The sequence below is a fragment of the Streptomyces europaeiscabiei genome, from assembly GCF_036346855.1.
Taxonomy (GTDB): domain Bacteria; phylum Actinomycetota; class Actinomycetes; order Streptomycetales; family Streptomycetaceae; genus Streptomyces; species Streptomyces europaeiscabiei.
This window is the reverse complement of sequence record NZ_CP107841.1, coordinates 6,734,544-6,748,384: the sequence shown is the minus strand read 5'-3', so window position 1 is coordinate 6,748,384 and position 13,841 is coordinate 6,734,544. Positions and strand designations below refer to the sequence as shown.

Annotated in this window: 13 protein-coding genes; 7 read left to right on the top strand and 6 right to left on the bottom strand. The window is 71.3% G+C overall.

All coding sequences use genetic code 11. From position 1 onward, the window contains the following. Window positions 1-6: 6 nt before the first annotated feature. Both OG858_RS29595 and OG858_RS29590 read right to left on the bottom strand, forming a co-directional pair. Window positions 7-909, bottom strand: a complete 903-nt coding sequence (locus OG858_RS29595) for a S1 family peptidase (protein ID WP_319066424.1) — start codon at window positions 907-909, stop codon at window positions 7-9. A 681-nt stretch (window positions 910-1,590) separates the two neighbouring features. Further along, window positions 1,591-2,349, bottom strand: coding sequence for a hypothetical protein (locus OG858_RS29590; protein ID WP_328544263.1), 759 nt, complete (start codon window positions 2,347-2,349; stop codon window positions 1,591-1,593). 281 nt (window positions 2,350-2,630) lie between these two features. On the opposite strand from OG858_RS29590, the gene OG858_RS29585 reads away from it, so the two are divergent. The 7 genes from OG858_RS29585 to OG858_RS29555 all read left to right on the top strand — a co-directional run bounded on the left by OG858_RS29585 (window position 2,631) and on the right by OG858_RS29555 (window position 9,388). After that, the gene (locus OG858_RS29585; RefSeq protein ID WP_037694679.1) at window positions 2,631-3,842 is read left to right on the top strand and encodes a pyridoxal phosphate-dependent aminotransferase; all 1,212 of its coding nucleotides are present in this window, start codon (window positions 2,631-2,633) and stop codon (window positions 3,840-3,842) included. A gap of 138 nt (window positions 3,843-3,980) precedes the next feature. Further along, window positions 3,981-4,382 (top strand): SCO4983 family protein, encoded by a 402-nt coding sequence (locus OG858_RS29580; RefSeq protein WP_086752936.1) that lies wholly within the window; start codon window positions 3,981-3,983, stop codon window positions 4,380-4,382. Between the two features lie 314 nt (window positions 4,383-4,696). After that, window positions 4,697-5,770, top strand: a complete 1,074-nt coding sequence (locus OG858_RS29575) for a substrate-binding domain-containing protein (RefSeq protein WP_319069578.1) — start codon at window positions 4,697-4,699, stop codon at window positions 5,768-5,770. A gap of 21 nt (window positions 5,771-5,791) precedes the next feature. Beyond that, window positions 5,792-6,982, top strand: a complete 1,191-nt coding sequence (locus tag OG858_RS29570; RefSeq protein ID WP_328544264.1) for a toxic anion resistance protein — start codon at window positions 5,792-5,794, stop codon at window positions 6,980-6,982. Beyond that, window positions 6,979-8,538, top strand: coding sequence for a substrate-binding and vWA domain-containing protein (locus OG858_RS29565; protein WP_328544265.1), 1,560 nt, complete (start codon window positions 6,979-6,981; stop codon window positions 8,536-8,538). Before OG858_RS29570 ends, OG858_RS29565 begins: the two co-directional genes overlap by 4 nt. Continuing rightward, window positions 8,535-8,684 carry a hypothetical protein gene (locus tag OG858_RS29560; protein ID WP_319069579.1) on the top strand — a complete coding sequence of 50 codons (150 nt, stop codon included), beginning with the start codon at window positions 8,535-8,537 and terminating at the stop codon, window positions 8,682-8,684. Before OG858_RS29565 ends, OG858_RS29560 begins: the two co-directional genes overlap by 4 nt. A 110-nt stretch (window positions 8,685-8,794) precedes the next feature. Continuing rightward, window positions 8,795-9,388, top strand: a complete 594-nt coding sequence (locus OG858_RS29555; RefSeq protein WP_319269923.1) for a hypothetical protein — start codon at window positions 8,795-8,797, stop codon at window positions 9,386-9,388. Between the two features lie 318 nt (window positions 9,389-9,706). Here the strand turns inward: OG858_RS29555 and OG858_RS29550 are convergent, their stop codons facing one another. From OG858_RS29550 to OG858_RS29535, 4 genes are all read right to left on the bottom strand, one after another. Then, a complete protein-coding gene (locus OG858_RS29550) occupies window positions 9,707-10,867 on the bottom strand; it encodes a hypothetical protein (RefSeq protein ID WP_319069580.1) in 1,161 nt (386 codons plus the stop codon). A 70-nt stretch (window positions 10,868-10,937) separates the two neighbouring features. Continuing rightward, window positions 10,938-11,726 (bottom strand): PP2C family serine/threonine-protein phosphatase, encoded by a 789-nt coding sequence (locus tag OG858_RS29545; RefSeq protein ID WP_086750488.1) that lies wholly within the window; start codon window positions 11,724-11,726, stop codon window positions 10,938-10,940. Window position 11,727: 1 nt separating this feature from the next. After that, on the bottom strand, window positions 11,728-12,489 hold the full coding sequence (locus tag OG858_RS29540; RefSeq protein WP_319069581.1) for a vWA domain-containing protein: 762 nt from the start codon (window positions 12,487-12,489) through the stop codon (window positions 11,728-11,730). A gap of 123 nt (window positions 12,490-12,612) precedes the next feature. Continuing rightward, entirely contained in the window at window positions 12,613-13,770 is a 1,158-nt protein-coding gene (locus OG858_RS29535) for a hypothetical protein (RefSeq protein WP_319320350.1), read from the bottom strand. Window positions 13,771-13,841: the final 71 nt, after the last annotated feature.

Sequence of the window (13,841 nt, the reverse complement as noted above, 5' to 3'; positions counted from 1 at the left end):
TGTTCGCTACGGCTTGGGAAGGATGCAGCCGCTGCGGGTGAGGTCGAGCTTGTTGTCCACGCCGAAGCAGGCGGGGACGTGCCAGGTCTGCTGGGCGTAGTTGATGCCCCGCCGGACGGTCACGGTGCCGTTCGCGTCGACCTCGCACGGGTTGTTGTCGGTGCAGCGCCCGCCGCTCTCGTTGCCCGTGTTGTTGACGCCGACGACCTTGCCGGTGGCGTTGTTGAGGACCGGGGAGCCCGAGGTGCCGCCGATGGTCTGGCAGGCGGAGGTGTAGCGGATGGAGTCCTTCCAGGTCCAGGCTCCCTCCTTCAAGCGGTACGCGTATCCGTCGACAGCGCAGCTGTAGGTCCGCTTCCAGTACCCGGAGACGACCGTGATGGCGGTGCCGACGGCCGGGCGGGCGGTGTCGTAGACGAGGGCGTCGATGCCGTACGAGCTCTTGATCTGTGCGTACGTGGTGGTGAGCTGGTACACCGCCATGTCCGTGTCGGTCATCGTGCCGTAGGCGATCTTGCTGGCGCGGAGTGTGCCGACGCGGGTGCCTGCGGAGTTGAGCAGGCCGAAGGTGCGGGTGGAGGCCTGGTCGACGATGACCTCGCCGGCGTCCGGGAAGCCGCTCTCCAGACAGTGGCCGTTGGTCATCACCAGCGCCGGGTCGTTGTCCTCGGAGGCGGGCATCCGGACGACCGAGCCGGAACAGTTGCTGAGCGAGACGGTGCCGGCGAAGTTGACGGCCTGGACCGCCGGGGCCGCGACGTCGGCCACGGTCCTGTTCGCCGTGTCGACGACACTGCCGACCACCGCCTTCACGGGCGCCGCCGCGGGCTCCGGTGCCGCGATCGCCGGTGCCGCGCCCGCTCCGGTGATCACCAGGGCGAACAGCGAGGCAACGAGAGGCTTTCTCATGTGGGGGTCCCCTCTTGCTACGTGGGTGACAGAAGATCTTCCGGCCACCGCAGTTTGTCATGCGCATTGTGAAGGCCGGGTGATGACCAGGCAAGGAGTTGGTTCCGGCCGCACGATCTTCGGCCAAGCGGTGGGGTCGGGGTCAAGGGGTGACGGGAGGCGGCGATGGGTGACGGAAGACGGCGAGGGCGTCGCGACGGCGGCAGAGCGAACGAGGCGTCAACCCGCCCGCCCACCGAGCCATTTCATATGGCTGACCCGACAGGCGACTCCGCATGCCTCACCTTTGCGCACCGCGCGGGGACGGCGGGCGCAGTGCCGCGGCGCAGGCCCAGGACGCCGAGCGCATCCGGCAGGGACGCGCGCCTCCCGTCCACCGGCACGCGCGGTTTCGCCACTGGCCCCCGGACGGCATCCCGGCCGCGGGCTGCGCGGGGGGATCCCATCGCCGAGGCGTCGGCGGGCGGCGGGCGGCGGGCGGCGGGCGGCGGGCGGCGGGCGGCGGGCGGCGGGCTCACGATCGCCCGCTCCGGCCGACCGAGTCCACGAGCAACCCCACCGGACGACAGCCACACACCTGGGCACGACCTCGCCACCGAGCCACCGAGCCACCCAGCCACCGACGACGCCCCCACGACGGGTGGCCCCACCCTCCGGCCACCCCCCGAGCGGCCTCGTGGGCTACCTGGGGCCCTTCGTGGCTCCTTGACCCCGGCCCTGGTTGCCGTTGGAATTGCCTCGGGGTGAGGAAGTCGCCTTGGCGGAGGGCGAGGCGGTCGAGGTGGCGGAGGTCCGGGTGGGGGTGGGGGAGGTGGGGCCGGAGGGCTCGGGGGTGGTAGCGGCCGAGGAGGGCTGCATGGAGGTGTCGGGGGACGTCGTGGCCCCCGTACCGGATCCGCCGGCTGACGGGGAGGCCGATTCCGCGTCGCCGGACCGAGCGGCGGCCGGGGTGGACTCAAGGGGCGCCGGGGCATCCGGACCTTCCTGGACCGAGGGGCCGGACCCGGCCAGTCCGGCCACCGCGACGCCCACGAGCACCGCGACGCCGATACCGCCCGCGATCAGCACGCCGCGGCGCCGGGCGCGGCGCCGCCCGAGCGTGACACGCCGGCCGTCCGCCGGCCGCGCCCGACGCCCTGCCGCGTCCAGGGCCTCCGGGCCGCCCGCCCCACCCTTCGCCCCCGGGCCGCCCGCCCCGTACGGCGCACCCTCGACGTACGGCGCATCCATCGCGTACGCCTCGGCCTCGCCGTACGACACCCGTCCCACTGCAGAATCGTTTCCGCCCGAACCGTCCCCGACCGCACCCGGGCCGTCCGCAACGATCTCGTCCAGTTGAACGGTGTCGTCGTAGGCGTTCTGCCAGCCGTGGGCGGCGGCGGGGTCCATGAAGGCCTCGTAGGCGGGGGTGGCGCGGACGTCGCCGACAGGGTGGTACACGTTCGGCGGTCTCCGGAGGTCGGCCTCGTTCCGGTCCGGTCCGTGCGACCCGTCCACGCCGCCCACCCCATTCATGTCGTTCCGCCGCTTTCGTGTCATGTGCCGTATGACCATGTGTCGCGTGGTCGAGGACCGGGCGGTGGGGACGGCCGGACTTCTGGCGGATTGTAGAGAGGAGGAGGGTCAGGGGGACAGCGGCAGGGCATTTCGGGGTATAGCGGCCCGTCCACGTGGTGGAAAACACGACCCGGAACGCGTTACCGGGCCGTAAGCTCACGGACATGCAGGTGATCCAGTCGACCAAGCTCGCCAACGTCTGTTACGAGATCCGGGGCCCGGTGCTCGAGGAGGCGATGCGGCTCGAGGCGGCAGGGCATCGCATCCTCAAGCTGAACACGGGCAATCCGGCGGCCTTCGGCTTCGAGTGCCCGCCCGAGATCCTGGAGGACATCCTCCGCAACGTGTCGTCGGCCCACGGCTACGGCGACGCGAAGGGCCTGCTCGCGGCGCGCCGCGCGGTGGTCATGCACAACCAGACCCTCGGCATCGAGACGGACGTCGAGCACGTCTTCATCGGCAACGGCGTCTCCGAGCTGATCGTGATGGCCATGCAGGGCCTGCTCGACGACGGCGACGAGGTCCTCGTACCGTCCCCGGACTACCCGCTGTGGACGGCGGCGGTCTCCCTGTCCGGCGGTACGGCCGTGCACTACCGCTGCGACGAGCAGTCCGACTGGATGCCGGACCTCGCGGACGTCGAGCGGAAGGTCACCGACCGCACCAAGGCGATCGTCATCATCAACCCGAACAACCCGACGGGCGCGGTGTACGACGAGGCGATGCTGCGCGGCCTGACGGACATCGCGCGCCGCCACAACCTCCTCGTCTGCTCGGACGAGATCTACGACAAGATCCTCTACGACGACGCCACACACACACCGACGGCCTCGGTCGCCCCCGACCTGCTGACCCTCACCTTCAACGGCATGTCGAAGGCGTACCGGGTGGCCGGCTACCGGGTGGGCTGGATGGCGATCTCCGGGCCGCGCGCACACGCCGACTCCTACATCGAGGGCCTGACGATCCTCGCGAACATGCGGCTGTGCGCGAACATGCCGGGTCAGCACGGGGTGGTCGCCGCACTCAGCGGGCGCCAGACGATCAACGACCTGGTCCTGCCGGGCGGGCGGCTCAAGGAGCAGCGGGACCTCGCGTACGAGCTGCTCACGCAGATCCCCGGCGTCTCGTGCGTGAAGCCGAAGGGCGCGCTGTACCTCTTCCCACGCCTCGACCCGAACGTCTTCAAGATCAAGGACGACCGTCAGATGGTCCTCGACCTGCTCCGGCAGGAGAAGATCATGGTCGTCCAGGGCACCGGGTTCAACTGGGCCGAACCCGACCACTTCCGGGTGGTCACCCTGCCGACGGTGGGTGACCTCCGGTCCGCGATCACCCGGATCGGGAACTTCCTGGACGGATACGGGCAGGCATGACACCGCCGGGCAGGTGTGACAGCTCCGGGCAGGTGTGACACCGCGAGGCGAGCATGGCGTACCAGGGCTTTCGGATCTCACTCAACTTTAGACGAAATCTAAGGTAGAGTGGTCGTCCGAGAGCTTGGAGGCCATCCCATGTACGAGCCGATCCGCACCAAATCGGTCCACACGATGGCCGGCACGACCTCCTCCGACTTCCCTCACCGTTCACGTGAGGAAGAGCTGGACATCCAGCTCGCGGGTCATCTGGCGGCTCTGCTGGCAGCGACCGACGAGCTCCGTGCACTGGCCCCCTCCGACGATCTCGACGTCGCCGCGGAGGCGCTGGCCGCGCAGGTCACCCGGCTGAGGAACGGACTTCCGCCGGTGCGCTCCGCCTCCGGCGGGGGCGTGGGTGACGTCGCCGCGCTTCACCTTCGCGCCCACGCGCTCGCCGGGCGGGCGCTCGTCGTCGCGGCGTCCCGTGCGGATACCGCGTCCGCGATTCTGGCAGCGGAGCGGATGGACGCGCACGCAGGTGTTCCCCTGAGCGCCTGACAGCTCGGGGCCGACTGCGATCGGGCGACTGTAGGTGCGTTGTGGCTGCGTTGTGGCTGCGTTGTGGCTGCTCGCGCAGTTCCCCGCGCCCCTGAAAGACTCCGGGCGCGCCCCATGCCGCCAAGGGGCGCGGGGAACTGCGCGACCAGCCCCCACCGGACCTTCACCCACCCACCCACACCCACCCCACACCGAAACCCCCCGAGCTCCCCCCGGCCCGGCCAAGCCCGTCCGTTGCGTTCCGGGACCACCGCTTCACCCCCCGTTCACCCATGACGCCGAGGAACGTTGGGTTCCGGGAGCACTCTCCCCGTGTGAGACGAATCGCAGGAATCGTCCTCGCGGTACTGCTGATCGGCGGCGTGGTGGCAGCCGTCGTGGCGGGCCGGGAAACCGGGGACACGAGCACGGCAACGAAGACCGTGCGAGGAGTGATCGGGTCGGAGAAGGCGGAGTTCTTCGCCGACCCGCAGGTGGTGAAGGCCCTGGCCGCCAAGGGCTACACCGTGAAGACGGAGACGTCGGGATCCTGGGCCATGGACGGCCTGGATCTGAAGGGGTACGACTTCGCGTTCCCGTCCAGCAAGGCACCCGCCGACGAACTGGCCGCGAAGTACAAGGTCCGTGAGCCGCTGCCGCGCCCCTTCTACTCGCCCCTCGTCGTGGTCGCCCACCGGGACGCCGCCGAGGTGCTGCGGCAGAACGGGCTCGCCACGCTCGACGAGAGCCGGGGCGTCCTCGACATGGGCGCATATCTGAGGGCCGCCGAGGCCGGCCGAACGTGGCAGGACCTCAAGGGGGCCGACAAGTACGGCGAGTTGCTGGGGCTCCTGTACATCGCCACCACCGATCCGACCACCTCCAGCTCGGGAGCGCTCTACCTCGCCGCCGCCTCCAACGTCGCCAACGGCGGGCGGGTGGTCGCGAGCAAGGCGGACCTGGACCGGACCGCGCCGCTGATGCACGAGCTGATCAGCGTCCAGGGCGCCCAGCAGCCGAGCACCGACGCGGCCTTCCGCGACTTCGTCAGCGGGGTCGGCAACCCGCTCGTACTCGTCTACGAGTCGCAGGTCGCCGCCCTGCTCACGGCGGGCCAGAGCATCGAGGACATGGTCGTCCTCTATCCGGACACCACCGTCTTCAGCGACCACACCGTCGTACCGGTCACGGCCGAGGGCCGCGCGCTCGGCGAACTCCTCGGCACCGACCCGAAGTTGCGCGAACTGGCCGCCCGGCACGGATTCCGGCCGCAGGGCACGGCCACCGAGTTCACGTCGGCGACCGCCGGCCACACCACCTATCTGATGCGGAAGCTGGCCGTCCGGCAGGCGCCCGTGCCCACCTCCGAGGTGCTGCACGAGATGGCGCGCCGGGCCAGGGGCCGGTAGGACGACGGGGGAACACGACACATGACCATCGAAGACAGCAGCGGCGACAGCACCTTCACCCTCACCCCTCCCGAGCCGGTCGCCGCCGTGCCCCGGGAGAAGGCCGGCGGGCTCGTGCCGGTCGAGGAGTCCGTGCGGACGGACATGGCCCGCAAGGCCGAGGAGTACGTGCGGGGGCTCGCCGCTCTCGACGCGCGCTCCCCGGAGTTCGCCGGCCGGGTCGGGGAGATCACCTCGCTCGGCGCGGGCGAGATGCGCACCGCCGCCGCGCAGTCCAACCGGATGCTGGAGCGGACCGTGCGCAGCCTGCCGAGCAAGGGCGGGGACGCCCAGTCTCAGGTCGGGGGTTCGCTCGTCGAGCTCCGACGTGTGGTCGAGGACCTGGACCCGCGTGACCTGGCGGCGAGCAAGGGACGCAAGTTCCTGTCCCGGCTGCCCGGCGGGAACAAGCTGCGCGACCACGTCGCCAAGTACGCCTCCGCGCAGGGGACGTTGAACAGGATCGTGGGGTCGTTGCGCGGCGGTCAGGACGAACTGCGGCGCGACAACGCCGCGTTGCAGACCGAACGCGTCCGGCTGTGGGAGACCATGGGCAAGCTCCAGGAGTACGTCGTCCTCACGGAGGCCCTGGACACGGCTGTCGAGGCGCACATCCAGTCGCACATCCACGGGGCCGATCCGCAGCAGGGCGACACCCTGCGCGCCGACGTCCTCTTCCCCGTCCGCCAGAAGCACCAGGACCTGCTCACCCAGCTGGCCGTCTGCGCCCAGGGCTATCTGGCCATGGACGTCGTACGGCGCAACAACGAGGAGCTGATCAAGGGCGTCGACCGGGCCGCCACGACCACGGTCTCGGCGCTGCGCATCTCCGTGATGCTCGCCTCCGCCCTCGACAACCAGAAGAGGGTCGTCGACCAGGTCAACGCGTTGCGCGGCACCACCGAGGACCTCATCCGGGGCAATGCCGAGATGCTCGCCACCCAGACCGGCGAGATCCAGCGCATCGCCGCCGACCCGGCCGTCGGCGCGGAGACGCTCCGCTCGGCCTTCCAGCAGATCTACCGCACCCTCGACGCCATCGACACCTACAAGGTGCAGGCCACGGAGACCATGGCCACGACCGTCGAGTCCCTGACCTCCGAACTCCAGAACGCCACGCAGTACTTGGAGCGGAGCCGGAACCGGGGAGCGCTGGAAGGGGGCCTCGGATGAGAACACGTACGACGACGGCCGTCGCCGCGGCGACCGCCCTCGCCCTCCTGGCCACCGCCTGCACCGCCGCGAACCGGGCGCAGCCCGATCCGGCCGAGGCGACCACGTACGTCCCCGGCACCCTCCGCGTCCTCGCCTCCAGTGAACTCGCCGACATGAAGCCGGTGCTGGAGCGGGTCGAGAAGGACACCGGGATCAAGGTCCGGCCCACCTACATGGGCACGCTCGACGCGGTCGAACTGCTCACCGAGTCGCGGGCAAAGGGCTCGTACGACGCCGTCTGGCTCTCCTCCAACGACTACCTGCGGCTCCGCCCGGACGCGGCGAAGCAGGTCGTGTCCGAGACGTCGGTGATGTCCAGTCCGGTCGCGATCGGTGTGAAGAACGAGACCGTACGGAAGCTGGGGTGGAAGCCGGAGAACGTCACCTGGTCGGACATCGAGAACGCGGTGGCGGACGGGAAATTGACGTACGGCATGACCGACCCGTCCCGCTCCCACTCCGGTTTCTCGACGCTCGTCTCGGTGGCGTCGGGCCTCTCCGACGCCCAGTCCGCGCTCACGGACGCGGACGTGGCGCGGGCGACGCCCCGGCTGAAGGAGTTCTTCACGGGGCAGAAGCTGACGTCCGGGTCGTCGGGCTGGCTGGCGGCGGCGTACGACCGGCGCGGTGACATCGACGCGCTCCTCAACTACGAGTCGGTGCTGAAGGGGAGGAAGGGCCTGACGGTGATCCGGCCGCGCGACGGGGTCGTCACCGCCGACTACCCGCTCTCCTCGCTGGCGTCCACGAGCGAGGACGTCCGGGACGACGTACGCCGTCTCACGGACGCCCTGCGCACCCCGGGCATCCAGCGGCTGATCACCGAGAGGACGCTGCGCCGCCCGGTCGTCGCCTCCGTCCCGCCCGCGGCCGGCCTCGACACCACGCGCCGCCGCGAACTCCCCTTCCCCGGCAGCCGGTCCGTCGCCGACGGCCTCCTCTACGCGTACGAGAACGAGCTGCGCCGCCCCTCCAGGACCGTGTACGTCCTGGACACCTCGGGCTCGATGGAGGGCGACCGCCTCGACCGGCTGAAGACCGCGCTCACCGAGCTGACCGGCGACTTCCGGGACCGGGAGGAGGTCACGCTGATGCCGTTCGGCTCGGACGTGAAGAGCGTGCGCACGCATGTCGTGCGGCCCGAGGACCCGAAGGCCGGGCTCGACGGCATCCGCGCCGACACCCGGAAGCTGTCCGCCGACGGCGACACCGCCATCTACACCTCACTGCGGAAGGCGTACGAGCATCTCGGCACCGTTGACCGGGACACCTTCACCTCCATCGTGCTGATGACGGACGGCGAGAACACCGAGGGCGCGAGCCCCGCCGACTTCGACGACTTCTACGGTCGGCTGCCCGCCGCCGAGCAGCGGATCCCCGTCTTCCCGATCCTCTTCGGCGACTCCGACAAGGGCGAGCTGGAGCACATCGCCGACCTGACCGGCGGGCGCCTGTTCGACGCCCGGCAGGGCTCGCTCGACGGCGCCTTCGAGGAGATCCGTGGCTACCAGTGAAGTGCTCTCCCGGCTGCAGCCGGGAGCTTCCCGCTTACCTCGCGGCAGCGGGCTTCGAGGCCGAGCTGAAGCAGTTCAACGGCGAACAGGACCACATCCGCCGCTACCTGGGGCAGTACATCGAAAACCAGCGGAGCCCCATCTGACCGTCACCCCGGAGGCGCGGAGCACTCCTGCGCTCCGCGCCTCCGCCCCAAAGATGGCCTTCACCCCCGCTCTGAAAGGCGGAGCACCGGCCAAGATCAGAGGTAGATCCATGAGATTCCTCGCGTACCTCGAGTCCCGGAAGAACCTCACGGGCAGCGCCCTCGGGGTCGCCGGGCTCGGGCTGACCTTCGCGGGCGTCGCGGGACCGTACTGGCCGGTCGTGGTCGTCGGGCTGTACGGCGCGGGCGCGCTGATCGCCCCGCCGGAGCGCCCCCCGCTGCCGGACTTCCCGGACCCCTCCGCCCAACTGGACGAGCTGCGGACCGACTTCGGCATCCTCCGCGCGTACCTGGCCGACATCGAGCTCCCGCCGGCCGCCTCCGGCCGGCTCACCGAGCTGACCGAACTCCTCACGGCCCTCCTCGACCCCGGCTGGGTCGCCGAGGTCCTGGCCCGCGACCCCGAGGGCATCCACGCCCTCTCCCGGGCCGTACGGCAGGACGTCCCCGAGGCCGTCGACACCTTCGTACGCACCCGCTGGTGGACCCGTCTGACGCCGGGCACGGAACCGCCGGAGCGGCACCTCGAACGTCAGCTCGGGCTGCTGCAGAATGAGTTGGGGCATCTTGCGATGGCTCTGCGTGACGCGGAGGCCCGTCGGCAGGAGTCGCATACGCGGTATCTGGAGGACCGGTCGGGTTGAGGGGGCGCGGGCCCGGTGGTCGGGCGCGGGCCCGGTGGTCGGGCGCGGGCCCGGTGGGGCTTCTCGCGCAGTTCCCCGCGCCCCTAAAAGCCCAGGCCCCTGCGGGCCTGAAAGACCACGGCCCCGCAGTCCTGAAAGACAATCGGCACCGCGAGCCTGGAAGACGACGGGGCGGCGAGCCTGGAAGACGACGGGGCGGCGGGGCCCGAAAAGTACGGGGCGGGGCCCCCGCTTTTCAGGGGCGCGGGGAACTGCGCGAGAAGCCCCACCGGAGCCGCACCCACCCACGCACCCATCCACCCCTTCGGTCCGAGACTCTCACCCCACGCTGGTCAGGATCACGATCAGCAACACCACCCCCGCGACCACGGCCAGCACCTTCAGCGCCGCGTACGGCGACGGGGGCGGGCCGGGCGGGGGCGGTGGGACCGGCACCGACGTCGGCCGGGGGCCGTTGAACACGTCGTGGCCGGTGACCGCGGCGCGGGTGCACCAGGGACAGGTCGGCAGGTGGGAGCCGTAGGTGTGCAGGGGCCGTACCGTGCAGGCGCGCACCTCGCCGCGTTCCTTGTCGAGGGCGCGGAGCCAGGCCTCGGCCTGCGGCCGGGCGTCGGGGATCTCGACGCCGGGCCCGAAGGCGGCCTTGGCGAGGATGAGGAGTTCGGTCGGCAGGACGGACGGGTCGATCGTGCCGCGCGGAATGGTGACCCGCTCGGGACGGACGACATAGCTGCAGCTCGCGGCGATGTTGTCCTTGACGGTCGACTCGGAGGCGCTCTCGTGCGGGACCCCGCCGAAGGGGTGGTTGCCGGCGGTGAGCAGCTGGTAGACGAGGACGGCGAGGGCGAAGTCGTCGCTCTGCCGGGTGGCGGGGCCGCCCGCCTGTCGCTCGGGGGACGAGTAGTCGGTGGTGTGCATCAGGCACGGGAAGAGTTCGCCGGTGACCGGGTCGGTGAAGGCGATCGAGTCGCAGTCGAGGAAGGTGACGAAGCCGTTGGCGTCGACGACGACGTTGCTGCTGGAGAAGTCGCCGATGACGAGGTCGTCGTAGTGCATACGGGCGGTCATGAAGGCGAGGTTCCAGGCGACGCCCAGCAGGAACCGCCAGTCGGCGCGGTCCGGGAAGAGCTTGAGGCGCTGGACGCGGGTGAACAGACCGACCAGCTGGACGTGTTGGGGTTCGCCGAAGCGGCGCATGGCGTACCCGAGGAACTCGCCGTTCGTGCCCCGGGCGATCGCGGTGGGCCAGGCCAGCTCGGGCGGCTGGTTGGCGTCCGTCGGGCGGGCGGCCAGCGGGGACATCGTGAGCATGCGGGCCAGCCGCCGCTCCTGGTCCGGCCCGGGTGTGTCCCGGTAGATCTTGACGACGATTCCCGTGTCCCCCTCCACCGGGAACACCGCCGCCTGTCCGCCGCCCTTCAGCGGCAACTCGGCCAGAGTGACCCGCCTACCGTCGAGAAAGACCGTGCGGCCGCTCATGGCCGTACCTCCGGGTGTTCGTCGGGCCGTTCGTCGCCACGCAGAAGCGGTCGCGCCCTGTGCGGAGCAGTCATCGCCGGTGGGTGCGCACGGCCCGCAGCAGCGTCTTGTCGTCGGCGTTGAGGGCGGTGAGGCGGTCGGAGCGCAGGAGGGCGGCCAGGTTGGGGTCGCGGTCGTCCTCGGGGGCGGTGTCGAGGGAGCGGAAGACGGCGTCGGCGAACGAGGTGTTCGGGGACTGGGCGCCGTCGGCCGAACGGTTGAGCATGGCCTGGGCGAGCCCGTCCGTGGACAGGAGCACCCCGTCGACCCCGTCGTCCGCGACGCACTCGGTGCGGGTCCAGCGCGCCACGTCCGGCGAGGTCAGAAAGACCGTCTCGTTGCTGTACTCGCTCGCCGCCGCGGCCTGCGGCAGCAGATGGAACTGCCGCTCCCCGTCCTCCGTCCCGGCCCGTACGACGACGAACCCGTCCCCCACGGTGACGTGGCCGATCCAGCCGGGCGCGAGCACCACCACCGTGAGTGTCGTGGCGAAGTCCTGCGCGTCGGCGCCGGTCCGGTCGAGGAAGTCCTTGCTCACGTCGTGCAGGGCGTCCCGCAGCAACTCGTGCACGGCCTCCCCCGGCCGCACCTCCACGGCCGCCTCGGCCCGCCGCGTGAAGTGCTCGGTCGCGAGCTGCACCGCGAGCCGCGCGCCCTCCTCCGACCGGGGCCGACTGCCGGCCCCGTCGGCGACGGCGAGCACGGCGACGCAGGGCGTGGCGGTCGCGGCGCACGCGTCCTGACAGGGCAGGCCCTGGCGCCGGTGCCGGTAGCCCTCGACGCTCAGGCCGTGGATCCGCCAGGGCGGGGCGGCGGTCACCTCACGCCTCCCAGGCCGGGCGTTGTGTCTTGAACTGGCTGAAGATCTTCTCGAACACCTCGTCCCCCGCGCCCTTCTGCTCGGCGTTGGCGCTGGCGGACATCATCTGGAGCAGCTCCCGGAACGGGAAGCCCTGCAGCCGGGCGTTGAACTTCGGCGCGAACGCGCGCAGCACCTGCTCCCCCCGGTCCGTGATCCCGCCGACCCCGATCGCGTACAGCCGGAACCGGCGGGCGCGCTGCTCCTCGGCGAGGACGGGGACCAACCGGTGCCAGGAGTCGGTGAGATGGCCGGTCGGGTCGGTGGGCAGGCCGTCGGTGACGAGGCAGATCTGCGGCCGGTAGTACTGCAGCCCGGAGGCCCGCAGTTCGCTCTTGCGGGCCGCCACGATGTGCATCGCGAGCTCCAGCGCCTCGGTCATCAGGGTGACGCCGGCGGCCGTGAGCTGCGGTGCCTGGAAGGCGTGCGCGGGTATGAAGGGGCTCGTCCGGGTGCGTGGGTCGAGGAGTTGCGGTCCGCGCCAGGCGCCGACGCCCTGGCCGCCGAAGGTGACGACGGCGACCTCCACGCTGTAGCTGAGGCTGACGTCGTCATGGAGTTCGCGGGTCCACTCGGCGAGCGCGTTGTTGAGCGTCTGGATCGGCTGGCCCGCCATGGAACTGGACGTGTCGAGGCAGAGCACGAGCGGCATGCGCTGGGCGTTGTTCTCGAACTCGATGTCGGCGTACTCCGCCGGCAGCGTGGGCGGGTATTCGCTGTGCATGGTTCTTCCCCCTGTGCTTCTGGTGCCTCTGTGCTTCCGGTGCCTCTGTGCTTCCGGAGCCTCTGCTGTCGCGGTCGAGCTGTGGTGCGTCCTGGGCGTCGTTCCGACGGCTCGGCCGGTGCCCTACCGGGGCGTGCCCTTCGCATGCCGGGCGGCGGTCGGCGGGAAGGCGTACAGGACGTCGGAGTCGCGTTCTCGTGCGTCGGTGACATCGACGAGACCGCCGGGCGCGGGCGGCGGCCGCCCCGGCTCGGCCCACACCGCCCGGCGCAGCACCCGGTCGACCTCGACATAGCCCTGCGGATGCAGTTCGGTCCGTACGACCGCGGTCCGGGCGTGCGCGGGGCGGGTCCCCACCTGCCGCCCGTACCGGGGCGCGGGCGCCACCCGCAGCCGCGTGGTGCTCTCGTCCCCGGCGCCGCTCCCGGCGCCGCCCCCGCTCCCGGCTCCGCCGCCCCCGCCGCGCGCCGCGTGGGCCGGGGCCGCCCGCGCGGGCCCGCCGACGCCCCGCCCGGGGGACGGCGCCCGGTGTCCCACGGCCACCGGGCCCCTGGACCGCCGGATCACGATCACGAAGGCGAGAAGGAGCAGGGCGAGGAGGAGGCCCATCCAGAAGGCGGTCCAGGTGGCGCCGCTGTAGCCGACGGCTTCGCCGTCGGTGGGGGCGGCCCGGTCGTCGTCCCGCTCCTCGCCGCCCTGGCCGGCGGATTTGCCCGGCGCGGTCGAGGCGGACGGTTTCCGGTCGTTCTCTACGGGGCCGATGGCCTCGACATGTGTGGTGTGGTCGGCGGCGAACCCCGCGTCGATCAGCGCCTTGCCGTCCAGGGGTTCGGACTTGTCGCCCTTGCGCTCGATCAGGCCGCACAACGGCTCCCGGTCGATGCACAGCCCCGCCTCCCGCAGAGCGTCCATCGGGCCGGGCCGCAGCCGGTCGATCCGGGCCTCGGGGTGGACGAGCCGCCCCTCGGCCAGGACCAGCAGGGCCGTACCGCCCTCACCGGTGGCCTTGCCCTTCTGCACCCGGACCACGAGCGGGTACCTGTCCCTGCGCAGCGTCTCGATGTCGTGGCGCTGCCGCTCCTCGACGTCCTCGTACGCCAGTGGCTCGTCCAGCGTGATCACCACGGGGCCGTCCTTGATCACCTCGGCCCAGCACTCCAACTGTTCGGTGAGCCGGTCGGCACAGGAGTCGGCCACCGCCACCGACGGCCCCCCCGGCAGGACCACGACCGACAACCCCACCAGCACACCGAGAAACGACGAACGCCCGACCGCACCCATCGCACCAACCCCCCGTGGCCTGAAAGGCACACCCCCGCGGCCCTGAAAAACCCATCCAATAGTGGAGCAGG